Source organism: Shimazuella kribbensis DSM 45090 (genome assembly GCF_000428065.1).
GTDB classification, from domain to species: Bacteria; Bacillota; Bacilli; order Thermoactinomycetales; family Thermoactinomycetaceae; genus Shimazuella; species Shimazuella kribbensis.
Genome location: NZ_ATZF01000007.1, coordinates 110,386 through 134,367 on the forward strand (window position 1 = coordinate 110,386; position 23,982 = coordinate 134,367).

The 23,982-nt window shown below is 39.2% G+C and carries 22 protein-coding genes and 4 pseudogenes; 7 read left to right on the plus strand and 19 right to left on the minus strand.

Going from position 1 to position 23,982, the window contains the following annotated elements:
- Nucleotides 1-79: 79 nt before the first annotated feature.
- On the minus strand, nt 80-223 hold the full coding sequence (locus A3GQ_RS27020; RefSeq protein WP_169818289.1) for a hypothetical protein: 144 nt from the start codon (nt 221-223) through the stop codon (nt 80-82).
- Nucleotides 224-257: 34 nt separating this feature from the next.
- Here A3GQ_RS27020 and A3GQ_RS0112160 point away from each other — a divergent pair, with 34 nt between their 5' ends.
- The 3 genes from A3GQ_RS0112160 (at nt 258) to A3GQ_RS28240 (ending at nt 2,026) form a co-directional block, all read left to right on the plus strand.
- A complete protein-coding gene (locus A3GQ_RS0112160; RefSeq protein WP_028777284.1) occupies nt 258-551 on the plus strand; it encodes a hypothetical protein in 294 nt (97 codons plus the stop codon).
- Nucleotides 552-774: 223 nt separating this feature from the next.
- On the plus strand, nt 775-1,326 hold the full coding sequence (locus A3GQ_RS24275) for a dihydrofolate reductase family protein (RefSeq protein WP_211227729.1): 552 nt from the start codon (nt 775-777) through the stop codon (nt 1,324-1,326).
- 577 nt (nt 1,327-1,903) lie between these two features.
- Entirely contained in the window at nt 1,904-2,026 is a 123-nt protein-coding gene (locus tag A3GQ_RS28240) for a hypothetical protein (protein WP_281170827.1), read from the plus strand.
- 186 nt (nt 2,027-2,212) lie between these two features.
- Here the strand turns inward: A3GQ_RS28240 and A3GQ_RS24280 are convergent.
- From A3GQ_RS24280 to A3GQ_RS27855, 3 genes and pseudogenes are all read right to left on the minus strand, one after another.
- Nucleotides 2,213-3,615 (minus strand): annotated as a pseudogene (locus tag A3GQ_RS24280) (IS4 family transposase).
- Nucleotides 3,616-4,161: 546 nt separating this feature from the next.
- Complete coding sequence (locus A3GQ_RS27030) at nt 4,162-4,302, minus strand: hypothetical protein (protein WP_156877687.1); 141 nt, start codon at nt 4,300-4,302, stop codon at nt 4,162-4,164.
- Nucleotides 4,303-4,413: 111 nt separating this feature from the next.
- Nucleotides 4,414-4,896, minus strand: a complete 483-nt coding sequence (locus A3GQ_RS27855) for a terminase small subunit (RefSeq protein ID WP_028777285.1) — start codon at nt 4,894-4,896, stop codon at nt 4,414-4,416.
- 347 nt (nt 4,897-5,243) lie between these two features.
- Here A3GQ_RS27855 and A3GQ_RS0112195 point away from each other — a divergent pair, with 347 nt between their 5' ends.
- On the plus strand, nt 5,244-5,447 hold the full coding sequence (locus A3GQ_RS0112195) for a hypothetical protein (RefSeq protein ID WP_028777286.1): 204 nt from the start codon (nt 5,244-5,246) through the stop codon (nt 5,445-5,447).
- Between the two features lie 112 nt (nt 5,448-5,559).
- Here A3GQ_RS0112195 and A3GQ_RS24285 read toward each other — a convergent pair whose 3' ends face one another.
- Nucleotides 5,560-5,793: a hypothetical protein gene (locus A3GQ_RS24285; protein WP_037464813.1), complete on the minus strand. Its 234-nt coding sequence runs from the start codon at nt 5,791-5,793 to the stop codon at nt 5,560-5,562.
- 328 nt (nt 5,794-6,121) lie between these two features.
- Here A3GQ_RS24285 and A3GQ_RS24290 point away from each other — a divergent pair.
- A pseudogene (locus A3GQ_RS24290) lies at nt 6,122-7,693 on the plus strand (glutamate synthase-related protein).
- Nucleotides 7,694-8,249: 556 nt separating this feature from the next.
- Here the strand turns inward: A3GQ_RS24290 and A3GQ_RS27710 are convergent.
- From A3GQ_RS27710 to A3GQ_RS0112255, 7 genes and pseudogenes are all read right to left on the minus strand, one after another.
- A complete protein-coding gene (locus A3GQ_RS27710; protein ID WP_028777287.1) occupies nt 8,250-8,582 on the minus strand; it encodes a hypothetical protein in 333 nt (110 codons plus the stop codon).
- A 781-nt stretch (nt 8,583-9,363) separates the two neighbouring features.
- Nucleotides 9,364-9,576 carry a hypothetical protein gene (locus tag A3GQ_RS0112225; RefSeq protein ID WP_028777289.1) on the minus strand — a complete coding sequence of 71 codons (213 nt, stop codon included), beginning with the start codon at nt 9,574-9,576 and terminating at the stop codon, nt 9,364-9,366.
- 65 nt (nt 9,577-9,641) lie between these two features.
- Nucleotides 9,642-10,415 (minus strand): metallophosphoesterase family protein, encoded by a 774-nt coding sequence (locus tag A3GQ_RS0112230; protein ID WP_051271676.1) that lies wholly within the window; start codon nt 10,413-10,415, stop codon nt 9,642-9,644.
- Nucleotides 10,416-11,240: 825 nt separating this feature from the next.
- Nucleotides 11,241-11,633, minus strand: a complete 393-nt coding sequence (locus A3GQ_RS0112240) for a hypothetical protein (protein ID WP_211227730.1) — start codon at nt 11,631-11,633, stop codon at nt 11,241-11,243.
- Nucleotides 11,634-11,791: 158 nt separating this feature from the next.
- The gene (locus A3GQ_RS0112245; protein WP_028777292.1) at nt 11,792-13,120 is read right to left on the minus strand and encodes a hypothetical protein; all 1,329 of its coding nucleotides are present in this window, start codon (nt 13,118-13,120) and stop codon (nt 11,792-11,794) included.
- Nucleotides 13,121-13,141: 21 nt separating this feature from the next.
- Nucleotides 13,142-13,558: a hypothetical protein gene (locus A3GQ_RS0112250; RefSeq protein ID WP_028777293.1), complete on the minus strand. Its 417-nt coding sequence runs from the start codon at nt 13,556-13,558 to the stop codon at nt 13,142-13,144.
- A gap of 917 nt (nt 13,559-14,475) precedes the next feature.
- Nucleotides 14,476-14,670, minus strand: a pseudogene (locus A3GQ_RS0112255) (HTH domain-containing protein); the annotation flags it as partial.
- 109 nt (nt 14,671-14,779) lie between these two features.
- On the opposite strand from A3GQ_RS0112255, the gene A3GQ_RS0112260 reads away from it, so the two are divergent.
- On the plus strand, nt 14,780-15,250 hold the full coding sequence (locus A3GQ_RS0112260; protein ID WP_028777295.1) for a GyrI-like domain-containing protein: 471 nt from the start codon (nt 14,780-14,782) through the stop codon (nt 15,248-15,250).
- Between the two features lie 516 nt (nt 15,251-15,766).
- Here the strand turns inward: A3GQ_RS0112260 and A3GQ_RS0112265 are convergent.
- Nucleotides 15,767-16,186, minus strand: a complete 420-nt coding sequence (locus A3GQ_RS0112265; RefSeq protein WP_028777296.1) for a hypothetical protein — start codon at nt 16,184-16,186, stop codon at nt 15,767-15,769.
- 418 nt (nt 16,187-16,604) lie between these two features.
- Between A3GQ_RS0112265 and A3GQ_RS0112270 the strand changes: the two genes are divergently transcribed.
- Complete coding sequence (locus A3GQ_RS0112270) at nt 16,605-17,138, plus strand: hypothetical protein (protein WP_028777297.1); 534 nt, start codon at nt 16,605-16,607, stop codon at nt 17,136-17,138.
- A 347-nt stretch (nt 17,139-17,485) separates the two neighbouring features.
- On the opposite strand, the gene A3GQ_RS26290 is transcribed toward A3GQ_RS0112270, so the two are convergent.
- The 6 genes and pseudogenes from A3GQ_RS26290 to A3GQ_RS25720 form a co-directional block, all read right to left on the minus strand.
- On the minus strand, nt 17,486-17,635 hold the full coding sequence (locus tag A3GQ_RS26290) for a ribbon-helix-helix domain-containing protein (protein ID WP_083964219.1): 150 nt from the start codon (nt 17,633-17,635) through the stop codon (nt 17,486-17,488).
- A gap of 584 nt (nt 17,636-18,219) precedes the next feature.
- Nucleotides 18,220-19,653: pseudogene (locus A3GQ_RS24295) on the minus strand (IS4 family transposase).
- 137 nt (nt 19,654-19,790) lie between these two features.
- Nucleotides 19,791-20,195, minus strand: a complete 405-nt coding sequence (locus A3GQ_RS0112290; RefSeq protein WP_028777298.1) for a hypothetical protein — start codon at nt 20,193-20,195, stop codon at nt 19,791-19,793.
- A 373-nt stretch (nt 20,196-20,568) separates the two neighbouring features.
- Nucleotides 20,569-21,459: a tyrosine-type recombinase/integrase gene (locus A3GQ_RS26295; protein WP_083964220.1), complete on the minus strand. Its 891-nt coding sequence runs from the start codon at nt 21,457-21,459 to the stop codon at nt 20,569-20,571.
- A gap of 374 nt (nt 21,460-21,833) precedes the next feature.
- Nucleotides 21,834-22,709: a TolB family protein gene (locus A3GQ_RS0112300; RefSeq protein WP_028777299.1), complete on the minus strand. Its 876-nt coding sequence runs from the start codon at nt 22,707-22,709 to the stop codon at nt 21,834-21,836.
- Between the two features lie 520 nt (nt 22,710-23,229).
- Nucleotides 23,230-23,898 (minus strand): DUF4328 domain-containing protein, encoded by a 669-nt coding sequence (locus A3GQ_RS25720; RefSeq protein WP_028777300.1) that lies wholly within the window; start codon nt 23,896-23,898, stop codon nt 23,230-23,232.
- Nucleotides 23,899-23,982 lie beyond the last annotated feature (84 nt).

The following is a 23,982-nucleotide window of genomic DNA, read 5'->3' on the forward strand; positions in this document are numbered from 1 at the left end:
AAGTTCGATTTGGGGCACAATGTTCTAGTAACTCATTCAGACTCCCAATCCAAATAACTATTTCGATCTAATTGATTTCTTATAAAGAAAATTCTACTTTGCGGTCTATCGCAGGAACCCTGTCACTACGCCTTGTTGGCAGTTGTTTTATGCTTTCGTCTATACCATCAATACGCTCATTCATATCTTGTACTTTTTCTAATACAAGTCGCATCATCTGCATTAAATTATCTGTTTGAAATAGAAAATTGAGAACAATGAATAACGAAAAAACATTATTTTGCCAAAAATGTTCAGCTGGGTATATAACGATTGAGAAAGTCAAATTTAAGGATGTCATTTGGTTTGGAGTATACTTTGGACTTACTATTATCTTGATAGGTTCTTTATTAGCTCTATTATCTACCTGGATGAACTGGGAAAAAATATTAAATGGAAGTATTACTGGTATCCGTGTTGGGGTACTAGGTTTATTTTTATTCCCCTTCTTATTTTGGTTCTCTTTTAGAAATAAAACTGCTTATTTATGTAATAACTGTCAACATAAATAGATAAGCAAATAAGAAGAGAAAAATTCATACTATGCTCAGAAACGGCAACCAAACGACAAACCTTAATTGGGGTATGTGAACGATTCCGGGAATGAGGGATTATTGGAAAATATATCCAACATAAAGAATGAATGATGGTTCCGATTTAGGACACCATATAGGGGTTGCACATATCTCCCTGCACCCCCTTATCGGAAACTGACAATTGGAGGGCGTTATTGAAATGGCTAAACTGATCTACGCTGCTAACATATCTTTGGACGGGTACATAGAGGACGAGCGCAGCAATATCGAGTGGACGATTTCCGATGACGAAACGTATGCGTTTTGGACTGACTTTCAGCTGACGATTGGCACCTACCTATACGGGTGTCGAATGTACGAGTCTATGGTGTACTGGGAGACGGCGAACGCTAACGGCGACCAATCGGAGGTAATGCGGGAATTTGCGCAGATCTGGCGAGCGGCTGAGAAGATCGTGTATTCCCGGACGCTTCAATCGGTGTCAAGCGCCAAGACTAGGATCGAGCGCGAATTCGATCCTGATGCGATTCGGAGGCTAAAGGAATCTTCAGGAGCTGACATTACGATTGGCGGCCCCGAGCTTGCTGGGCGGGCGATGAGCGCGGATTTGATCGACGAATGTCATCTACTCTTAATCCTATCGTCTTGGGTGGAGGTAAGCGAGCATTGCCGGACAACCTCCGCATGCGGCTCGAGCTGCTCGGTGAGCGCCGCTTCCAAAGCGGCGTTGTTCATCTCCACTACCGCGTGATCGTCTGACCGCGACGCTAGAGTGAAATTAATCTCCTCCACATCAAAACGTACGTGGGCTTTCCCACATAGCTTTCCGATGTCCATCATTCATGTGCATGCTGTCAGAAAAAAATAAAGTGTTAGACTAATAGGGGTACGGCCACATAGCCATCAAGTTTTTAAAAAAATAATCCCCCAAAACGAAAAAACACGCTATTCTTTCTTTAATGGGTAGAACCAGCAAACGAACGATGAACCTTAATTTTATCAATAAATGGAAAACAACTTGATTCCTAAAAGGACAGCTCAAGTCGTTTTGTTATATGTGAATGAAAGAACTTTATAATTTAGACTCCACTCTAAGAAAGGAGCGAGGTAGGTACCTCCTTCTCCCGTGGGAAGAAGCCAGAGACATGTTAGCAGATCTCGACCGATCGTCCGTCCTGGTCCTGGAGACCGTTCTCTCCGAACAGTAGCCACTTGCCGAATGCATCCGTTGTTACGTAGTAGACGTCGGCGACGCATCCGGGCGTCGAGAAGGAACCTGCACTGAACAGCTTGGGCGCCATCGTATTCCTCGGGAGCACCATGAACTGGTGTCCCTCCAGCATGACGATGTGGTTTTCGGTGCCGTACACCCGATTGAAAAAGAGGTGTCCAAGCTAAAAGAGGATATCAAAGCAAGAAAAGCAAAAACAAAAAAGCCTGACCAGCGTTAATCGATCAGGCGATTGAGAGAGATTATAAGATGTTAGAACAGAGTATATCACAAGTGAGGGGAAACCCCATAGCCATCAAGCTAAGGAGAAATGAATGTTAGAAGGAAATAATTTGCATGCCGAAAACCTTGAGTTCATAAAGATGTAGGCACATCAAACAAGCCTAGATAGGCTTGTTTTTGAAAATTATGCTACTTTCGCAGTGGATAGGCTATACCCATAAACAACACCCAATATGTCAAAGATCGTCTTTTTCTTGTATCGATGAGATTTTCGCCCATTTTTCTTTAGCTGGTGAAAGAGGCGAAGAAGGATCTTCGCATATGCTTGGGTGTTTTTCTGTATAGCCTGATGGAACAAAGGGAAATAGGTTTGAATGATATAAAAAGCCTTATATTCGCTTACCTCCATACGACTTTTGCGTAGCAAAATCTCTCTCATCTGAAACAAAGTAGAGGAACAAATGAGGATGGCAATAGGCTGCCCATACAGGTGACATTCCAACCTTTCTCGTTTCACATTCTTACATCGGTCGATCTGAAAAAAGGATTTCCATGTTTTGAATACGATCTCAATCTGCCAACGCAGAGAATAGAGATGATGAATATGCTCTTTTGGGACAATATCCCAAGCGATATTGGTGATATAGACATTGATTTGGGTTAACCGTTTTCTTTTATCTGAAAGCTCCTTTCCTTTTTTCTTCTCTTTATAACTTGTGCATCTGTGAGCCGGTACAAAAAAACACGAGCAGGTAGTTTTTTATACCCAATAAAAGCATCTCGAATCTCCGTAGTTTCTCCTGGTTTCATTTGATTCATTTTTTCTTCCAGATCCAGTAAGAGATACTCTGTTTTTTTCTTGATTGCTCCATTTCCAAGGAATTCGGGTGCTGGATTCTTTTGATAGATCCGGTTTTTGAGTGGCAAACGAGATAGATAGAAGGCTCTCTGTTGATCAATCTGCTTTAGGTTATCCAGCGAAAAGTAACCCAAATCTCGTATGCACAAATCCCTTGGTTGAAGAGTGGGGAAACAAGCGGGGTTAAAGAGCCTGTCATTTCCTTTTCCGGCTCCCATATCCACATTCAAAAATTGTCCACTATGTAAGTCGTATTCCAATTGGATTTTTACCCCAGCCGCATGACTACTTCCTCCTGAACCTGGGTAATGATCGGCCAAGGAATCTGGTAACTGAAAGGAGGTCGAATCGAGGATGCGAATCCGAGTAAAAACATCTTGATATTTGGTTGGGAGGGCACAAGATGAACTTAGCTTTGCTTTCAGTAATTGTGCAAATAGTCGTCGAAGAAAAGACACTGCCTGTTCATTCAAACGCTGATTTAATCCTTCTGCACTCATGCTAATTCCTGTCGCAGCCTCCAACTCACTGCATAACTGAGTCAGAGAAGTACTTGCTAGGTTGTGACTCAACCAAACACATAAGGTCACCAGATCTTGTCCCCGACATTTGCTTCTTCGTCTTACAAATTCAGTAGTTCTTGCCAACTGCTCAACTTCTGTAGGGGAAAGATATTTTTGTAATACCTGTGAAAACAAATGAAGTTCTTCTTTGGTGGATACATTCATAGAAAACACGCCATCCTTTCTTTTCATTCCTAGAGAAAGAATAGCGTGTTTTTTCCGTTTTGGGAGATTATTTTGTTATTAACTTGATGGTTATGGGGGAAACCCTCGCTTTTTTATTTCATTGGTTGCCTGCTGGAGACTATCTTGTGAGTAGAGCCCCCAGCAGACATGTGTAAGAAGTAGCTCATCAGTGACTGGAAGCAAGTCCGTCACAACAAGAGGTACAGATACCACACGTGGAACTTGCAACATGTCCGTAAGATCCCATGAGGTTACAGATGAATGCAATGATCGATCGCATGATCATCTCCTTATGTAGTGACAGAAGGGTTATCTGTCACTTATTATTTTATCACTCTAATCAGAATAATTACATATTTATAATCTATTATCTGGGTACATTTCATTCAAAGTTTTTTGTAGTACTCGGAAATCATAACTGTGTTTATATCACAAGTGAGGGGAATCTTCGCTTTTTTGTTGTAAAGTAGTGTGACCTGCTGACATCCGAAGACATCAGCAGGTCACAGTGCTCCCTATTTTTTTCTAGATGATCAGGGATACACAGTCTACGATCAGACTGAGTGTGATGGCGATAGTTCCGAGTACTCCGAAGACAAGACCCATCCACTTCAGGACAGGACGGCTTGACTTCCATGCACTACGAATGATGACAATTCCACCCAAGAACGCCACCACATAGCCGATGATCGTCATGATCGGATTTTCCAGAAACGACTTGAAAGTTTCCACGGAATTCCTTCGAGTTGGTTATATTTCAGAATTAATAATATCATTTTATTTAACTTTTGGGTACATTTCATTTAGTGCCTTCTGCAATATCCTTAGATCAAAATCACGCTTGAGCAGTAGAACACAATTCGCATTTGCTTCCATTGCCCATGTAACTTTATCGCGGATCTCATTTGGATGCTTGCTGCTACGGATACCGACGAGCTTGTAATCTTTGAGATATGACAGATCATACATTTCAAGGTCTTTGAGCGGCGCTACAGCTGTAGGATTACTTTTAATAAGATTGATAAAAGCGCTCCAACCACTTGCGCGAAGTCTACGTGGACAGTTTTTCCCGCTCCATTTGTTACGCTGGACCACGTTTCCGATTGGAATATCATGTTTGTTCATGAGATGACGCACGAGCCAAACGGCGTTTTCCTTGACTGTCTTCTTGCTATACCCTGCTTTTATTGCGGCTTCTGTAGCATTTTCCGATTGGATATAGTACTGACAAAATGCCTTCTGTTTCGGTGTCAGCTTCACATACACCACCACCCCCAACAATATGAGATATAAAAAATACCACTATAAAAGTGGCTAAAAATCATCTAAATATATTCTAAATAAGCACCTGTAGAATAAGCGGTTACTTGATTCTTACTTGTTCTACTTTGCGGTCTATGGTAGCAACCCTGTCATAGCAATCCGAGATAACTCCAAAAGCGGCCATACAGATAGATATATTTCCCAGTGTGGCCCCTCAATGTGCGAATCGGTGCCGTACCAGCGAACGTGTCATTACCCGCAAAGTAGATTACATATATTAACATCTAGATTGCACCTAGTGACAGTAACGCTGTTTGAGTATATTGTGAGCATGAGGTGATCACATGGAACAGCTTCAAATAAATGATATCTGGCATGGTAAAGAAGGTACGCTATATGAAAATGTATCCGCTAGGATCGACGCTGTAACCTCGCGCAATGTGCAGGTGTCATTTAATCATGTGATAACGATGGACGGCTTGCAGTTAGCTGGAACCGTGATGACACATAAGCAGTTTGGTTACATTTTGATGCTGGCCAGCAGTTAAGTTTGTTTTGATGATAACTGAAGTTTCTCCTGCACCAAGTGGACCACATGACAGGGTTGCTGGTTCTACCCCTTTGCTAAACCTAAAACTATAGCTACAGTCTTTAAGTAATCTAAATCATCAAAAAAGAAAAACTGATGATTCTAACATTACGATTGACTTTTAGAGTTAAATCATCCAAGTAGGCGTGCTGGTAGTACTTCATTTTCTCTTCAAAATTGCTTTTGGTATTGATAATAATCTCTGGATGAGCGGAATCATTGACAGATACCAACACCATCATGAATTTAGAATTGGCACCTGATGTCCTATACTCTTCTAGAAACATGTCCATTGTGTAACCCATATTTATTCACCCTCCTTCATGGGGTAGTGAGACGGTTCGTGTTTTGATCCGTCACATAGATTCCATTTCCTGTAATCAACCTGTTACTTTGCGGTCTATGGTAGCAACCCTGTCACTGGGCCTCTTCGGGTACGGTGACCCCTAACGAGTAAACAAGTATAGGAGTCATCTTCTGACAACGTAGTGTTTTTTATGAACCGTCCACATTAAAGGTCACAGTTCAACCCGGTTAATTTAATGTTGTATTTCTATCGACTAACAGAATTATTATTGGTAATTGGTGGTACAATAATCTTTGTGTGATTTTCATTACAGGAGGGTCAATGCAGTGGTACAAAGTGTCCTGCTGGTTATACTGTTTGTTATCGTTATCCTGCCGCCGATCATTTTTATCGGTTATATGTATGCCTTATCCAAAAAACCGAAACATTCCATCATTCGTTCACACCCGTTTCTTGGCTGGGTACGTTATTTGCTTGAAAAGTTGGGGCCTGAGTTCCGTCAATATTGGTTTGACAGTGATATGGAAGGGAAGCCATTCTCGCGGGCAGACTTTGTCGGTCTTGTGTATGCGGCGAAATACCGGACGGATCTTATCTCGTTCGGCGGCAGGCGCGATTATGAAAAGCCCGGATTTTATTTATCCAATGCCATGTTCACGAAATTGACAAGCGAGCTAAGGGTGGGTAACGAAGTCCTCGTACCAGGAAAGAAATATGTCATTACCGACGAAGGGCTGTTTACAAGGAAGGAAATATTCGTAGAAGAACAGGTCAAACCTTGGCTTCTGCATGACAATGATGTTATTATGGTCGGCGAAAACCGCGAACACCCATGGCGGCTCAAAGGCATGTTCGGCGCCTCAGCTACTTCCTATGGAGCTGTAGGTGAGCATTATATTCAGTCCACGGGAAGCGGCGCATTCATGGCGGGCGGTTCTTGGATCAATACAGGTGAAGGCGGAGTTGCGGATGTACATCTTGCCACAGGCGTCGATATCGTCTCGTAAATCGGGCCAGGCCTGTTTGGCTTCCGTGATGACACTGGCCGCTTCTCCATTAAAGTGTTCAAGCACAAAGCTAACATCTCGAACATTAAGGCGTTCGAACTGAAATTTCATCAAGGTGCCAAAATACGCGGCGGGCATCTCGAAGGATCCAAGGTCACCGAAAAAGTCGCAGAAGCTCGTTTAGTGCCTATCGGGAAAACAGTGAATTCACCGAATCGGTTCGAATTTCTAACCAATCCGGAGGAAGCGCTTCGATTCATAAGCACCTTGCAAGAAGAAGGCGGCAAACCCGTGGGTATCAAAATTGTTGTCGGCGATCCAAAACGGCTCGAGCTGTTTTTTCAGACTATGCTTGAGCTAGAAATCTTCCCGGATTTTATTACCGTAGACGGTTCCGAGGGAGGTTCTGGAGCTACGTTCAAAGCAATGGCGGATGGCATGGGATTGCCGCTCTTTAACGCGTTGCTTATCCTTGACGACATCGCAAGAAAATTCGGCGTGCGCGAGCGTTTCAAAATTTTCGCTTCCGGCAAACTCATTACGCCTGACAAAGTAGCAATCGCCCTGGCGATGGGTGCGGACTGCGTCAACTCTGCACGCGGCTTTATGATGGCCAATGGCTGCATCATGGCTCTGCAATGTCATACGGGCAAGTGCCCAACAGGAATTACGACTACGGATTCTAAGTATCAAGAGGCACTGGCGCCCGAAGAGAAACAATGGCGCGTGATGAACTATATTCTTCAGATGAGGGAAGGCTTATTTTCGCTGGCTGCCGCCTGCGGATTAGAGAGTCCCAGCGAATTAAGGCGAGAACATGTGGTGTTTACGAACGAAAACGGACAAAGCTTCCGAATCGTGGATTTGTTTCCTTATCCGGTATCGATGTAAGTATACAGTTCGAAAAGCTGTCGATCCTTATAGGGGGTAGAACCTAGGCCACCATCGAGTGCGACGAAGCCAGCGGTGCCATCATCGTGAAGTGGGCGGAGGACCACTGGTGCACTCTCTCTTCGTGGGTGCAGCTCGGTCCCGAGGCATGGCTGAGCTCGACCGGATCTGGGAGGAGATGGACGCGGAGGTCGCCAACGGCTGAAGCTGAGCATTTCTTTGGAGAACGGCGGTCAGCTACAATGTAGTCTGGCCGCCGACCTGATAATTAAGGATTTATAAATAGATTCTTTTGGAGGTACGTGAACGATTCGTACATTGAGGGGCCACATCTCAATTAAAAACCAAATAAGTAAAAATATAGGGTGTATATTGGTAGAATGCGACGAGTTTTTATAGTGTTAATCGTCCTGTAAATGCTCTATTTCAGTCGTGATTGGATCAAACTTGTCACATTCTCCTATAGGGGTAGTGAGACGGTAGCTGCTCTAGTCCGTCAGATAGATACCAAAATATGGTTCCGTTGCCCCTCAGTCGCCGTTTGCTGGTCCTATCTCTAGCTGGAGATGAGTCCAATGCATCTAAAAAGAGAGGACTCACAATAGACGAATTTTTCGCCTAATGATAAAAAATATAGATGAACCACGACGGAAAACGCTGAAATGATGATACCTGTAATCGCAAATCCTTTGTTTCGTGAGTTTATACTCTTCATTCCAAATACAATCCCTACAGTGCTAACAATGATACCGATAATGGTGCCTAGAGGACCGAGATTAACTAATAGTATAATACTAATTAAAATAGAGACAATCCCAATAACTATCGATGTTAGTGCTAGGCTAATCTTACTTGGATTTCCTGATTTTGTTTGTATTTGTGTATCCAAAAAAATCATCTCCCTATAATTTTTTCTCAATATAGGCTTGTGGTCATAGATTCTTCTAATTCCTCACATGTAGATTACTTTTAAATCGAGGATAAGTCGTATCCTGTATTCTCGGTAAACCCTTTCCTCTTTTCCTTTTATAATCCACTTACACTTTTTGATCATAAAAGAAAATCCTATCTGAACAAAGATAGACTCCTCCCTAAAATGTATTTTATTTCCAATTTTGACCAGTGACAGGGTTGCTGCTCTAGTCCGCAGGTTTATTTCCATTTGTTGGTCAAATTAGGGTTCGTCGTTCGTTTGCTGGTTCTACCCCGTGTAGGATATCTGATATATTGTGACTAAGATATGTCTTAACGTACAATTTTCTCGAAATGATACGACTAAGGATGTGATCAAATGGAACACCTTCAAATAAATGATATCTGGCATGGTAAAGAAGGTACNCTATATGAAAATGTATCCGCTCGTATTGAGGCTGTAACCTCGCGCAATGTGCAGGTATCATTTGATCATGTGATAGCTGTGGACGGCTTACAGTTGGCTGGCACAGTGATTACGCATAAGCAGTTTCGGCTTAACTTTGATCCTGGCCAGCAGTTGAGTTTGTGGTGATCTCATTATAGGAGAATCATGGAAAAAAAATGGTCCCAAAGGATTAAAATAATAACTATTTTGTGTCAAATCATATTTATCTGTATTTTAAAACGAGACAAATAATGAATAGTATGGAACATGGTAGTTTCTCACTCCACATTAGATAAATAGCAATAAGAAACTACTTGGTGGCTCCTTCGACTTTCATAGAAACAAGTTTTGTTTTGGGGACAAGCTCTGCAGAATCTGCACATTGGCAATCGAATAAAAACCAAAGTTCATATTTACCAGCTGTATATATCAATACCCCTCCATCTTCTGGTCCTGACATATAAGGATGACCTAATACTTTTTTTATTTCACCCCAAGAAATCTCTTTATAACGACTATCCATCTTTACTTGTTTACCTTGGGGGATTATTTTGTTTTTAATTTGATAGGTATGTTATCTGATCCTTATTAGACACGGCCATATAAAATCCATTTAGCCCAATCTTCTCGGCCATTTTCTAAAGCTCTTTTCGAAGCAGTTTTCCAATCATATGGAATTATAATATGTTCAATAATCCATTTATCGTATTGCTTTGATAAAATTGTGTAATTAGCATGAGGACAACCAGATTCCATTTGATGAGGAAAGGGAAAATCATCTGAATAAGCAGGAAGCCCAATACTTCCTGGATTTATTACAATTTGGCCTGTAGAAAGATAAACTGTTCTTGGGATATGACTGTGTGCGCATAGAATTACAGGTTCATTTATATCTTTAAGATCTCTTAAGATATATTCAGAAGATCTAAGAAAGACTCCATGGGACGTAACGTCCTCTAACAAACAAGTTTCATCGGACGTTGGAGTACCATGGCATAAGAAAAACTCTTCCATAAAAAAACTTAAGGTAGCGGGCATATTTTCTATCCAAGATAAGTCGTTCGAAGTTAAACTTTCTTTCACATATACATAGGTTTTTGATTTTAATACTTCCGTTGTAGGAGTTAAGAGAACTCGATCTTGATTTCCTTTTATAGACTTGATTTTTTTTGAAGATAATCTTTTGATAGTGCCTACAGGATCAAGAGGACCGTATATACTATCTCCTAAATTAACGATATTGGTAATTCCTCTTCTCTCGATATCTTCTAAAACAGCATCCAATGCCCATGAATTCCCATGAATATCCGAAATAACTGCCAAAGCGGAAAGACCAGATATGTTAATTCTCCTTTCTATCATAGATTTCCTTAACTTCTATTTTGTATAAATTAAGTTCCTTAGCCAACTGTTCGAAGGCTGAGAAACTATATAAAGAAAGAATAGCATTTTTTATTCTTGATGTAATTATTTTTCTTAGCTTGATGGGCATGGGAGAAACCCTCGCTTTTTTGTTGTAAAAGTAGTGCGGCCCGCTGACATCAATGCGATGATCATTGCTACTCCCTGAGGAAATCGACCTACAGTAACCTTATCATATCACGATCAATATTGACTGTATCTATTAACTTGGCGTGATTTTGTAATTAATCCCCAGATTAGCCCCTCAATGTGGGTATCGGTGCCTTACCCTATGTAGGCCCAGTGACAGGGTTTCTACCATTAACCGCAAAGTAGCATATAAAGATGCAATTTAATTTGGGACGGTGTGAAGTGGTCAAAAGATGAGAGGTTTCAATTCCTACAAGGATACAATTTAATTGTTACAGATATCGCAACGAGAAAGGCCAAGAAGAAAGCGAGTTTCAATTCCTATAAGGATGCAATTTAACCCGTCTGTGAACACCAGTAGATACTTCCTATCTGATTGTATTTTAATTCGAGTATAGATGCAATCAAGGCCATTTTGATACTATCCCTATTGTATATCTTTATACTTGCACTAATACAAACACAAAAATCGGTTCAACAAACCGCCCTTGATTAACTTACTTCTTGGGCGGTTTGTTGAACCATGCTTACCAAGCTATCCGTTTCTTGTCCTTCTACAAAAAGAACCATCGTCGGAAAATAAAAGTCATCGGGGTATAAATTCATGCCCTTTGTAGGTATATTTCATCAATTCGATTATTGAAAAGCAGTTAAAGGGAATTTTCTTTTTGCTAATTTCGCAACTTGGTAAGGAATTAATTTCTCCCACCCTATAAACTTAGGTCTAAATTTGATAAAATGCTCTACACTTTCTTCTAGTGTCTTTTCGAGAAAGAATATCCCCCAATTACTTGCAATGGTGCTTGTTAAAGACTGTAGAGGGTCCCTTAATCCAAAATTTACACTGATTGGTGGGAGTGGGATAATACCATCTAACAAATCTATCTCTAAGTATTTCTTAGGAATAGCATAAGGTAATTGCTTTTTCTGTAAACAAATGCCTAATGCATTTTGGATCTTTTTTTGTTCCCGTTCTTTTTCTCTTATGTCTTGAACCCACTCTTTTACTTTTTCAGATGTTAGTTTCATTTCTTTAGATTCAATAACTAGGTGCTCTGGATGAATTTTTTTATATTCATTCATTACTTTCCAAGTAGATGCAGTCCAAAATTTAACACCATGTTTTTCAATTGCCCAAGATTGTTGTTCTCTTTCATGCCAAGAATATTCCTCCTTTAAATCATCGACTATTTTTCAAACTTCTGTTTCACACCTTTAAGTTGCAACGACAACTTTTCTAATCGATCATATTTTGGTGAGTAAAATAAGATAAAAGAGCCCATTCGATCTAATGAAACATTGACTGAAAATACTGGATAACCTAATTCACGAAATTTGGTTAAATTTTGTCCGGCTTTTTTGTGTACATGAAAAATATCTATGATAATTGGGTTACCGAGGCCTAAATCTAAAACAACATCACATACTAAATCTACTTGTTTAAATCTTTTATCTATATAGGATTTCCGAACAGGGAATGTTTCTAATTTTCTTTTCAGATCAAATGTTTCTGGGTCCAGATTAATCATGGGTAAAGTGATTTGATTCAAAGAACTTATTTTCTCTTTCCAAAATCTAAGATTATCCAAATTTCCTTCAGGTGCATGATGAAACGCTTTTGACTGATTCTCTTTGTTAAGTGCTGATATCCCATTGGGATTTCTAGATTGTTTTAGATTATTGTTTGGATGCTCTATCTCTAATTTCTTCTTTATTTGATTTTCTAAATCTTTCTTTCGCTGCATCTCTACTCTTAATCGTTCTTCTTGTAATTTCTGTTGTTTTATTCGCTCTTGTTCCTCTTTTTCTCTTTCTAAACGCTCTTGCTTTTCTTTTTCCAACTGCGCTTTTGCTTCCAAACGTGCTCTCCAAGCTGCTGCTTGTGTTTCCATAATTAATTTCAAACTATTTAGAGTGTTTCCAGTGGTTCGCCCTCCATCAAAATCAATAAAGACATTTCTTTTAGACTCATTCTCTTGATATAACTCAAGGCAATCATTACCTTTAAAATCATGTTCACTTACTTCTTTCGGTTTTGTTGTCTTCTCAGAAAATGCATATTCTATGGGAACTAATGGTGTACCTAGAAGAACATCTGCAATACGATCATCATCAATGAGACTTGCTAAATAATAATCATCTCGTGAAGTCCATTTTTCCCCTCTTAAAAGTGCATGCTCCTTTTCCATTGCTGTTTCAGGAGAGCGTCTAATCAAAAAAATTCTTCCATCATGCTTTACTCCTATTACAAAAAAATAGTGATCCATGATGAAGTTGAACACAGGATTATCCTCACCAACCAAATAAAACGGATACTCTTTATCCGACAATAAAGGGGCATCAACATAGTCATCTAATTCAGCATCATATACTACTCCACTATCCATCTTATAGTTTGGAAAAAAACCGACTAAAAACAACACCCAAGATACTGGGGCATTCTCTTGAAAATAAGCAGCAATACGCTTTTTCACTTCAGTTTGTGTTGTATTAGACGCCTGCACTTCCACAACCAATTTTAGAACCTCGTTCTCTTTCTATTCTTCTATCACAGCAACATCCGCTCTGACAGACCTACCTCCAAATTTATACTTCTTTTCCTCATATACTCGGTAACCACGTTCCGTCATTTTCTGAAATACAAAACTTTTAATCATGGCATGGGATACACCTTCTGAGCTATGACAATTCTCTTTTCCGTTCTTTTTATGAAACCAACAAGAGTTAACTTCTTCACCAGTTTTACTCTTAACATGACCAAACCTAAAATGGAGTTCATCATTACAAACAGGACAGTTTACTGTTCTATATTTCCTTAAATAACGTACTTCTTCATCTGAAATACTCATACTATCTAGGGCAATAAAGTCCTTTTCCTTAAAGATTTCTTTCGATCCATTTGGTAAAAAATTTTCCCAGAGTTCAAAGGGTTCAACTTTAGCATAACGCGGCATTGTCATCCTCCTTCTACTTCTTTCATTTATTACCATTTCTATATAAAATATTTTCGGTATAACTTCTAAAAATCCTATTAATATATTCATTTTTATCTCAATAATCTGATTATATTTTTCGCAAAAGGTAATTCATCTTTATGGAACGAAAAGAAATTATAGGAATTTGAATAGAGGTTTCGGCTTTACTTTAGGTGACCTAAAGTAAAATGAATTAACCTACAGGACATCTAAAGCCTCTTAATAAAGATACATTTGGTGACAACTACGCTTTTTTGCGTTGGTACTCGGAGTACTTAAATTAATCGTAGAAGGCACATTCTACGAAGTAAAATAAGAACAAAATAATATCTAAATAATTGCTAAAAAATCATCAAAATAACAAAGCTTTGAATGCTGCGATATCAAAGGGATAGTGATAAATTACTTGTTTCGCTTACTATAATATTTTTCAAATATCTCCGTTTCGCTCAACAAGTCGCCCGACTAAGCGTCCCCCGACATCCCCGTTTCACTCCCAGCTATATTTCCGCCGCGCGCCGCGGAAAATAAAAAACCACCCATGCGAGTGGTTAACTTACTTTGCGGTTTATGGTAGCAACCCTGTCATAGCAATCCGAGATAATTCCAAAAGCGGCACGATAAATAGATATATTTTCCAGTGCGGCCCCTCATTCCTAGAATCGTTCACATACCCCTAGTCCGCAAAATAGACACAAAGCCATTACCAATATGTGAACTCGCTAGAATGATATAGGGTTTTATCCCATCCATCCTAAATAGTGGTCACCGTATCATTCCGGGATAATTGTACGCTTAGATATATCCCGGACACGATTCAACCGACTACCTGTACGTTAAGGTAAATAGTCGGTTGTTCGTAGTTACTTACTGCTTATTTAAATTCTTTTTTCTCGCAGGACGGAGTTGTGCATGACAGAATAACCCCCATCCCTTCCAACTTCAGAGACGAGTAGCATCCCCATGGACTCAATTTCTCTGATATCTCGAATAGCTGTCGAACGAGAGATGTTAAATTCTCGCATGATTTCAGAAATGGTAAAGTGGGAGCGGTTGTTGATATACCGCATGATGATATTAATCCGGTTCAACTTTTTTCATCGGGACTCCTAAACAGTATCATTTTTTGACATGATTTAAGGCTATGATATACCTATCAAGCAAAGAAAACAATTCATAAAAAAAAGGAAGGTATTGAATATGACAAATTATACACTTGAAGAAAAAGACAGCTTTACCGTTGTAGGTTTTGGAACGGAGCTTACAACAGACTATGCTAACTTAAACAAGGAAAAATCAGACTTTTGGCAGGCTATCAGCCAAGATGGAAGGCTTGACACTTTAAAAGCCCTATCCACAAATGACTACATTTTTTCCGTGAACGAAAGAGTGAATGGCAAGATGATGTATTATGCTGGTGTCCAGACAGAAGAATCAGCACCAGAAGAAGCCGGAGTTATCCATTTTCCTAAGGGGGAGTACCTGATTGTGAAAGGGGAAGGGAAGACGGCTGATGAATTGAATAGTAAACTTGAAGGCATTGCTTTTGGTCAAATCTTGCCAGAAGCTAAAGATTTTGCATATGTTGGTGCTCCAAATGCAATGGTTAAGTTGGGCCAGCGAAATGGGTTCGTTTTTGGTGAAATTTGGATTCCTGTTGTTAGGAAGTAAAGAGATAAATTGAAAAAGCGATCAGCAAATGTCGCTTTCTCTTATAGGGGTAGCGTCCCGAAAATGCGGATTTACAACGTTAAGAAGTTTGTAGTGATAAAAATGAAGAATGTAACAACGATAAGATTTTTGATACAAGTCATATGAGACACTAGAAAACTTTATTTGGTGCAAAATAGCTTAAGTCTCAATAGATTAAACCCTATTGATACAAGGATTTTTATCTTAGCGTTGTAAATTGTCAAAATCCTGACTCTACCCCTTTATGAAATCATAACAAACGATTCAGAAAGTATTTTTTACACTTACATTCATTTATTGAGGAATTAGAGGAGCACCAGCGAAGCTGCTATTTCCCGCAAGCTAACTGTAAATTATTACAAGTCAGTTTGCACTTGGTAGCAGCTACGCTGTTTGCTACAATTAACATGTTTCTAAATAAATAGGAACGTATGTTGTAATAAAAAGAGCCATCCTCCGAAGGTGGCTCTTTTGCTTTGCCGCATTCTTTGCGTTCTAACTGTCTGCCATCATAGCAGCATTACGGCCAAGATTCACAAATTCATAAGTGGTACCAAAGAATTCAAGTACGTGTGAAAGATTTCTTTCGCGAAGAAAAACGTCAATTTGCTCACCTATGATATCTTCATCGTTATCCTCGTTGGTTACTACTAGTTCAGCGATGCCACGAATGCTTTCTAAAAGAGAGTCAACGGTTAATAATTCAGAGTCTAAGTCTGCACGTAGCTCCAGACCAGCTCCCCAATTAACTAAGTATACCTCTAGCCTTAAACTTTGCTCTTCTACATGAGCCTCTTCACCAATCGTTAAGGTAGCATCTAGTTCTGCATGAACAGAGCTAATCGGAGAATTAGGTATTACCTCTTCCTGAAGTCTTTCAATAAATTCAGACAAATCCTTATGTAATCTAATCAAGTCTATCACTCCTTAGAAGTTGGGATAAATATACCATAAAAGTTAGTCGCAAAGACGACTATAAAAGACGCTGAAATGAAAGTAATACGTTTAATACGTAATTTAATAGAGCAACAATTTACTTCATAGAATGTACCTTCTACGATTAATCGTATAAAAAGAGAATACATTGGGGTATGTGAACGATTCGGAGAATGAGGGGCCACATCTGAAAATTTTTCCAAATAAGCAATAAACTCGTCGCTTTCTACTGATAGATACCCTATATTTTTACTTATTTGATTTTTTATTGAGATGTGGCCCCTCATTCCTCGAATCGTTTACGTATCCCAATGTTAGATCAAACAATGAAATATTTTGATAAATACATTAAAATGAAAGGATAAGTGTCTACCGATCAGACTACCAAGGAGTGAGGATGACTTCGCAAGAACTGACAAACGAGATCATGAAGGATAACCACAGCAAAATCCGTGATGACCTCCAGAAACAATCGAAACCGATCCGAGAGGTTTACGAGAAGAAGAATCGACAAGAACTGGAACAGATGGTCAGTGAAGAAGGGAAAACATTGGCCGAGAATCTGCTCGGTAAGTACAATCATTTCCTCCAAAATCTTGGACAGCCCGCAATTGGCTTTAAAGATGAAGGTCTGGAAATGCTCGCATTGGCGGCAATCTGCACATGTTTTCTTGAAGCGATTTCTAAGCTTCTCAAGCTAAGGACGGTGAATAAGAAGGAACGGGGCTGGATCAAGAGCGAAGTGCATAGTTGTGCAGCAGAAACTTCAAAGACGATCCATTTTACCTTCGGAGAAATGGTAGCCCCACGTTACATTGGCAATGGTGTATCGAGGGATGCTGTGCTTCATGTCGCGAGGGAGTTCTTCGAGGTAGACTCCAATGCTATGGAGTTTGTTGGAGTTGGCTCCGATTCTTTGGTCAAGTTCTGATCGGGGGTCGTTCGTTTCTCATCCGAGAACGAATGGCCCGAACTTTTATAAAGGAATGTTTTCTACTAAGGGTAGTGGTAGCGAAGCTGATTTTGCCTCCATCACTTTTTTACTTTCTTTTTTTCCATTCGCCATTTGGAGGTTGACAGGGGTACGGAACCGATTCGAGAAATGAAGGGCCACTCTGGAAATAAAATACATTTTAAGAAGGGGTCTATCTTTGTTCCGATAGGCTTTTCTTTTAGGGGTAAAACGCACTGATCCGAGATAAGTACAAAAGCGGCATGATAGATTCATATATTTTCCAGTGTGGCCCCTCAATGTGCGAATCGGTGCCTTATCTCTATCTAAGTCTTAATGTTCTTTCTATTTTGAAGTAAATAAGCAATATAATTGGACAAACTTCTTTGTTCCATTTCTGCTTCTTTTTCTAACTCTGTTTTTAGATCCTTGGTCAATATTATATTAAGTCTTGTTTTATCTTTACCACCAGCCAATCATAACACCCCTTCGCATTAGTTACATGTCAATAATACATAAGTGATGTAACCTTATCGATAGAATAGGTGTCGTACCAGCGAACGTATCATTACCCGCAAAGTAGATTCCATTTATTTTCATTTCGGTATATTGTGAGCTTAACAATCAAAGGAGTAATCACATGGAACAGCTTCAAATAAATGATATCTGGCATAAAGAAGGTATGCTATATGAAAATGCATCTGCTACAATCGACGCTGTAACCTCGCGCAATGTCCAATGTATCCTTTGATCATGTGGTAGCGGTGGACGGCTTACAGCTTGGCGGTACCGTGATGACACACAAGCAATTTCGGCTTAACTTTGATCCTGGTCAGCAGTTGAGTTTGTTTGGATAAAACGGTTGCTGCTCTAGTCCGTCAAATAGATTCCATTATATGGTTACGTTTTCCCTCAGTCTCCGGATGCTGGTTCTACCCCATGCCCATCAAGCTAAGAGAAGTGAAAGATGAAAAGGGAGTAAACAACAGAGAAGAATCTTGACATATGGAAAAGAATGGTACACCAAATAAGCCTAGGTAGGCTTGTTTTTAAAAATATGCTATGCTACTTTTGTGGTATATTCATAGATAACACCCAAAATGTCAAAGACTGTCTTTTTCTCATATCGGTGAGATTTTCGCCCATTTTTCTTTAGAAGGTGGAATAGGCGAAACAGGATCTTTGTATAGGTTTGGGTGTTTTCCTGTTGTAAGGCTTGGGAGAACAAAGGGAAATAGGTTTGAATCATGTAAAAAGCTTTATACTCACTTACCTCCATTCGATTTTTACGTAGCAAAAGCTCTCGCATCCGAAATAAGGTGGAGGAGCAGATAAGGATTGCGATGAGTTGTCCATATAGGTGACACTCTAACCGCTCTCGTTTCACATTCTTGCATCTGTCAATCTAAAAAAAAGATTTCCATGTTTTAAACACGATCTCGATTTGCCAACGCAGGGAATAGAGATGGTGAATATGCTCTTTTGGGACAATCCCCCAAGCAATATTGGTGATATAAACATTGATTCCGGTTAAACGTTTGCTTTTTTCCGAATACTTCACTCCCTTTTTCTTCTCTTTATAGGCTAGATCTTTTCGTCTTTTCTGTACTTGAGAGTCGGTAAGTCGGTACAAAATGACTCGAGCAGCTAGCTTTTTATCCTTTCCAATGTAAGCTTCTCGGATTTCCACGGTTTCTCCGAGTTTCATGCGGTTCATGATAGCATCTAGATCCAGTGGGAGATATTCGGTTTGTTTCTTGATCCTTCCATCTTGGAAATATTCCGGTTCTGGATTCTTTTGGTAGATTCGATTATTTAGCTTTAACCGAGATACATAAGAAACACCTCGCTGATCCATCTGATCCAGATCTTCTAGCGAAAAATAGCCTAAGTCTCGTATGCACAGGTCACCCGGTCGAAGGGTGGATAAGCAAGTAGTACCAAAGGTTTTGTCATTCTTTTTTCCTGCCCCTACATCCAGATTCAAGAACTGCCCGCTATGTAAGTCATATTCCAATTGAATTTTCACCCCAGCTGTATGCCCACAACCACCTGCTCCTGGATAATGTTCCGTAAGAGAGTCTGGAACTTGAAATGTGGTAGAGTCTAGAATACGAATCCTCAGGAAATGATTCCGATATTCACTTGGAATAGAACTAGTTGAACTCATTTCTGCTTTTAGTAGATTTGCAAATAATTCTTGGAGAAAGGTTACCGCATTTCCATTCAGTCGCTGATTTAAACCTTCTGTACTCATACTGATTCCTGTCGCAGCTTCCAACTCACTACATAACTGAGTTAGAGATGTGCTTGCTAAGTTGTGACTCAACCACACACATAAAGTCACTAGGTCTTGTCCTCGATATTTGCTTGTTCGTCTCACAAATGCGGTTGCTCTTGCTAACTTCTCCAATTCGGTAGGAGAGAGATATTTTTGCAATACTTGTGAAAATAAATGAAGTTCTTCTACAGTTGTTCCTTTCGCAGAAAACACGCCATCCTTCCTTTTTCAAATCCTAAAGAAAGAATAGCGTGTTTTTTAGCTCTTATCTATATAATTTCCCTTATAAACTCTCCCCAGAACCTAAAACGATCCTGGGGTTGGCTCGCAAATGGTGCAAGAACCATATGCTACCTGTTGGTGGAATGGATGCTCTCGATCCTCAGATCCTTATTAAAAAACACCAGACATGAGGAGCCCAAGCGGATTTCTGGTCCATATCCACTTAGATGGTACTCTTCGATATATGCCTCATCTGCCGAGCCTTGCAACCTCTGCTCTTCCTCTGTCACTTGACCATCGAACTCGATTCCACGGGGAAGAACAAGATCGTAATTGACCTTGTAGAGAACGGTACCGGTCAAAAAGACTCTGAAATCCTCGAACGAAAGCTTCCCCTGCTCGTGGGAGAGCACAAGGATTTTCTCATCCTTACGAAGTTCACCCGGTTGGGAGAGTTCCATTTCATCGTCGTTCACGCAGCCGATGTGTTCCATTTCATCATCATCTACGTAGTCGATGTGTTCCGTGTTCATGGAAGCAACCTTTCACTTGGAGGTAAGTTCATTATATAGTAGATTTTGATCACCTTAAACACTTTTTGGCGTAGCATAGATTCGTAACTTGTTCCACGATATATGCTCGTTCGTCCCACAAATCCGGTTGCTCTTGCCAACTGTTCAAGTTCTATTGGAGAAAGATATTAGCTGGTTTTGCAATACTTGTGAAAACAAATGAAGTTCTTATTTGGTGTTTCTCTTCACAAAAACACATCATCCTTCCATTTACTAAAGAAAGAATAGCGTGTTTTTTTTGGTTTGGGGGACTATTTTGTTTTTAGCTTGATGGGCATGGGGTAATACCAGCGTAGCTGTCACCAGGTGCAATCTGGCTTCCAAATAATAGGAATCAACTTTTTTCTGTGCTAATGCTTTCTACTGCCCGCCTTAGATCTTGTTGGCTAGGGGTTATATATCTTCGTGTTGTCTCTAAACTTTCATGTCCTGCGAGTTGTGCCACTATCTGCAAAGGCTGTCCCGAATCAATCAGGTTCCGACAAAAGGAGTGACGAAGTGAATGTGCGGAGTAATCCTCTAAATCCATTACATCTAAGTATTTTCTCACTAAATAGTGAATTCCTTGGCGTGTCATGCGTTCATGACCTCGTTCGGATAGAAATAAAGTAGATGATTCTATTGATCCTCGAATGTCTATCCAGGTTTCTAATGCTCGAAGGAGATCCAGATTGATAAAAGTAACCCGATTTTTCCCACCCTTACCTGCAATAACAGTAAGAGTTTTTCTTTTAATGTTGATATCCTGCATGTCCAACGAAGCAACTTCTGATATTCGTAACCCTGCTTGCAGCATGCATTGTACAATGGCTAAATTTCGAGCATTCTTCCAAGCGTTTTTTTCTTTTTCCAGTTGATGAATGAATTTGTCTTGTTGATTACGATCCAACCATTTATGAGATTGGTCCAAAGGAGAAATTCTTTTCATCTTTACTTTAAAGGTAGGGTTGAGAGTGGAATGGCCATATTGAATAAGAAAAGACCAATACACTTTGATTGCTGCTACTCGTTTATTGATGGTTGCTGGAGCTAATTTTTCAACAGTTTGCATAAAGGAAATCCATTCGTGCAGATCACGAGCCGTAATGTGATCCGGATGAAAATCTTCGAAACGACCCAATATCCATTTCTCCAAAGAAAGAACAGCTGCTACATATTCGGAAATGGTTCGAATTCCTTTTCCACTTTCATGAAGATAGGTTTGAAAGGGATCTAAGTAGTTCATCAGAAACCTTCTTTCTAAATTCGTGTTCGGTAAAGTATTATTACTACTGCAATTCTACGTATTCGGTAAAGAAAAAGCAAAGCAATAGATTTCAACCTTTAACTTTACCGAAGACATATTCGGTAAACATATTTAAAAGTAATCTAACAAGTGAAGAATTAGAAGAAGTCTATACATCACAAGCCCATGAAGTAGATTGGGCAGATAGAAAATCGAAGGGGATGGTTCAGAAATGGGGATCTCTTGTATTACTAAAGACGAAATCCCCCTATATAGGGGGATAGAGGGGCTCAGCAGTTAAAAAACAGCTATGAAATATATATAACAAAAATTTGCATTTCTCATATATCCTATTAAATCTCTATTGTTTTAATCTATTTGTATGTGTTCAATGGAATTCTAATCGACCCTCCTGTGAAAAATTTACCTGTATCCATTTCGTATTGGAAAAATTCATCTCCATGAGGAGTTAAAAGTATTTTATTACTATGATGATAAAATTTTTGAACATGATAAAATGTTGTGGCTAATGGTTCAGCATAAAGTGGTCGGTCATGTAGATCCGTTAAATAGATATCATACCTGGGTTCAATAGTATTGCCATTATTGAATTCCACAGTGAACGCAAGAGCCGATTTGTCAGAAATAGCAAAACTTAATATCCCTGAACCGTTCATCGTGATGTTAGGTTTGATATCAGACACCTTTTTTTCTGGAGTACTCAGATCTAATGAGAAGATTATGTGGTGAGGTGCTATATTGCTTGATTTAATAAAAATGAGTTTTTTACCAGCTTCCATTAATCTCAAATTGTACAAGCTACTTTCATTCCAATGAGTAAGTTGTTGCATACGATTCTCAGCTAGATCAAAAGAGTACAGGTCAAGATCTGTAGGAATAGGGTAGCCTGCTTGAGTTTCCAACCGTTTGGCTTGAACAAAGTAAATTTTTTTCCCATCAGCAGAAAAGATGGTTTCTTGAACCATTGTATTTTTCCCAGTTAATTGTCTGACACGTGTTCCGTCTTTACTCATTAGAAAAAGAGGAGAATGGGTTCGATCTGAACTAGACGAGATAAATGCGATTTGTTCCCCATTTGGTGAGTATGTTGGGTTTATATGAAATTCGCCTTTTTTAGCAAATGTTAAGCGAACTACCTTTAATCCAGAAGAATTACTCGTATAGATACTGGAAAATTCTCCTTGACGATGTGAAAAAACGAAATGGGAATCATCGGGCGATAGATCCATTTTTTCTTGAAGACCCTCAGGGAAGTATCGTAAAGACGGGTCATCTTTGGAAGCAGAGGGAGGAGTTGCAAACTTGATAACGGTAAAACGACAATGGCTATAATGATGAGAGGAACAAAGATTATTAAAGATACCAAGGATGAGGTAGTTTCTTGCTGCTTCTGTGACATAAAATTTTCCTTTCTTTTTTATTAGGCGAAGTGTTAATATAATAATATTTTAATATATATAATTGTAAATATCATTATAAGCCATTGGAAGCTGTTGCAGAAAACTGAGAAAAAATTACCCCCATAAATTAAAAATTATTGGTTATCCAAAAAAATAAAAGCCAAAAGAATTAAACCTTTGGCTTTTGATCTTATGTTCATAAACATCCAAGAACCCTGTCCCCACATAAATGAACACGCTCTTTAATCATCTGATTTTCGAGAGAGTAATCTAAGTAATTCTCTCTTAGATTATGATATTAGAGCATATTTTTATTTGTATTTGATTTACGGATGAAATATTTTCTGGATTATGTTAAATCACCATTGGATACTAGTGTTTGCCGTTTCTTCTCTTGCTTCTTTGTTAATCGGGTTACTAATATAAAAGCTAATACAGTTGAAATTACATCTAGAAATGCCAAACCAGTGGAAATCTTTAAATTTAGAATCACGTTATCCATAGTAGGCGGGGTGATTGTATAACTAAATATTTGATGGGATAACAAAAAAATAATCCACCACCATTTAATTAACGAATGCCCTCTCTGTTTGTCGTATTCTGTATCACATGCATTCCAAACATCCTTCATTCCTTGATATGGCTTAAATAGATTAGCGATGGGAACAAAATACCATCCTACTGCCCAACCAGGTGTCATTCTTAAATAATCACTAGCTTCCAAAGCGGACATGTTTTGATAAATACGAAAAATCCACAATGAAAAGAAGATAACAGTAATGCAAAAAACAGACAATTGTAAAAGTCCCGCATATTGGCTAAGTTGGGAGATTTTCAAGATATCCATATCTGAGTTCAGCTGACTTATTGTTTTTCCAGAATAAATATTTATCTTTCTAAATGAAACGATAATAGAAAGGATGGCGCAAATAAAATAGATTACAAGCATTACTTTCACTGTCATCGCTCTTCGTGTAGCACTTTTGAAAAGGACAATGACCGATGAATCATCTTGCATGAAACTTCCCCCTTTCTTTTTAATAATATTTTATATAATTACATTTTAAAATAACATATTAAATATTATTAAGCTACTATTTAA

Excerpts from the sequence above, each read along its gene's own strand:
- A3GQ_RS0112240 (WP_211227730.1), bottom strand. The coding sequence starts at position 11,633 with ATGAAACTAACATCTGAAAAAGTAAAAGAGTGGGTTCAAGACATAAGA.
- A3GQ_RS0112195 (WP_028777286.1), top strand. The coding sequence starts at position 5,244 with ATGGAACAGCTTCAAATAAATGATATCTGGCATGGTAAAGAAGGTACG.
- A3GQ_RS0112260 (WP_028777295.1), top strand. The coding sequence starts at position 14,780 with ATGACAAATTATACACTTGAAGAAAAAGACAGCTTTACCGTTGTAGGT.
- A3GQ_RS0112160 (WP_028777284.1), top strand. The coding sequence starts at position 258 with ATGAATAACGAAAAAACATTATTTTGCCAAAAATGTTCAGCTGGGTAT.
- A3GQ_RS24285 (WP_037464813.1), bottom strand. The coding sequence starts at position 5,793 with ATGGGTTACACAATGGACATGTTTCTAGAAGAGTATAGGACATCAGGT.
- A3GQ_RS0112270 (WP_028777297.1), top strand. The coding sequence starts at position 16,605 with ATGACTTCGCAAGAACTGACAAACGAGATCATGAAGGATAACCACAGC.
- A3GQ_RS0112225 (WP_028777289.1), bottom strand. The coding sequence starts at position 9,576 with ATGGATAGTCGTTATAAAGAGATTTCTTGGGGTGAAATAAAAAAAGTA.
- A3GQ_RS27020 (WP_169818289.1), bottom strand. The coding sequence starts at position 223 with ATGCAGATGATGCGACTTGTATTAGAAAAAGTACAAGATATGAATGAG.
- A3GQ_RS26295 (WP_083964220.1), bottom strand. The coding sequence starts at position 21,459 with ATGAACTACTTAGATCCCTTTCAAACCTATCTTCATGAAAGTGGAAAA.
- A3GQ_RS0112300 (WP_028777299.1), bottom strand. The coding sequence starts at position 22,709 with ATGGATCTATCGCCCGATGATTCCCATTTCGTTTTTTCACATCGTCAA.
- A3GQ_RS0112290 (WP_028777298.1), bottom strand. The coding sequence starts at position 20,195 with ATGAACACGGAACACATCGACTACGTAGATGATGATGAAATGGAACAC.
- A3GQ_RS0112250 (WP_028777293.1), bottom strand. The coding sequence starts at position 13,558 with ATGCCGCGTTATGCTAAAGTTGAACCCTTTGAACTCTGGGAAAATTTT.
- A3GQ_RS25720 (WP_028777300.1), bottom strand. The coding sequence starts at position 23,898 with ATGCAAGATGATTCATCGGTCATTGTCCTTTTCAAAAGTGCTACACGA.
- A3GQ_RS24275 (WP_211227729.1), top strand. The coding sequence starts at position 775 with ATGGCTAAACTGATCTACGCTGCTAACATATCTTTGGACGGGTACATA.
- A3GQ_RS0112230 (WP_051271676.1), bottom strand. The coding sequence starts at position 10,415 with ATGATAGAAAGGAGAATTAACATATCTGGTCTTTCCGCTTTGGCAGTT.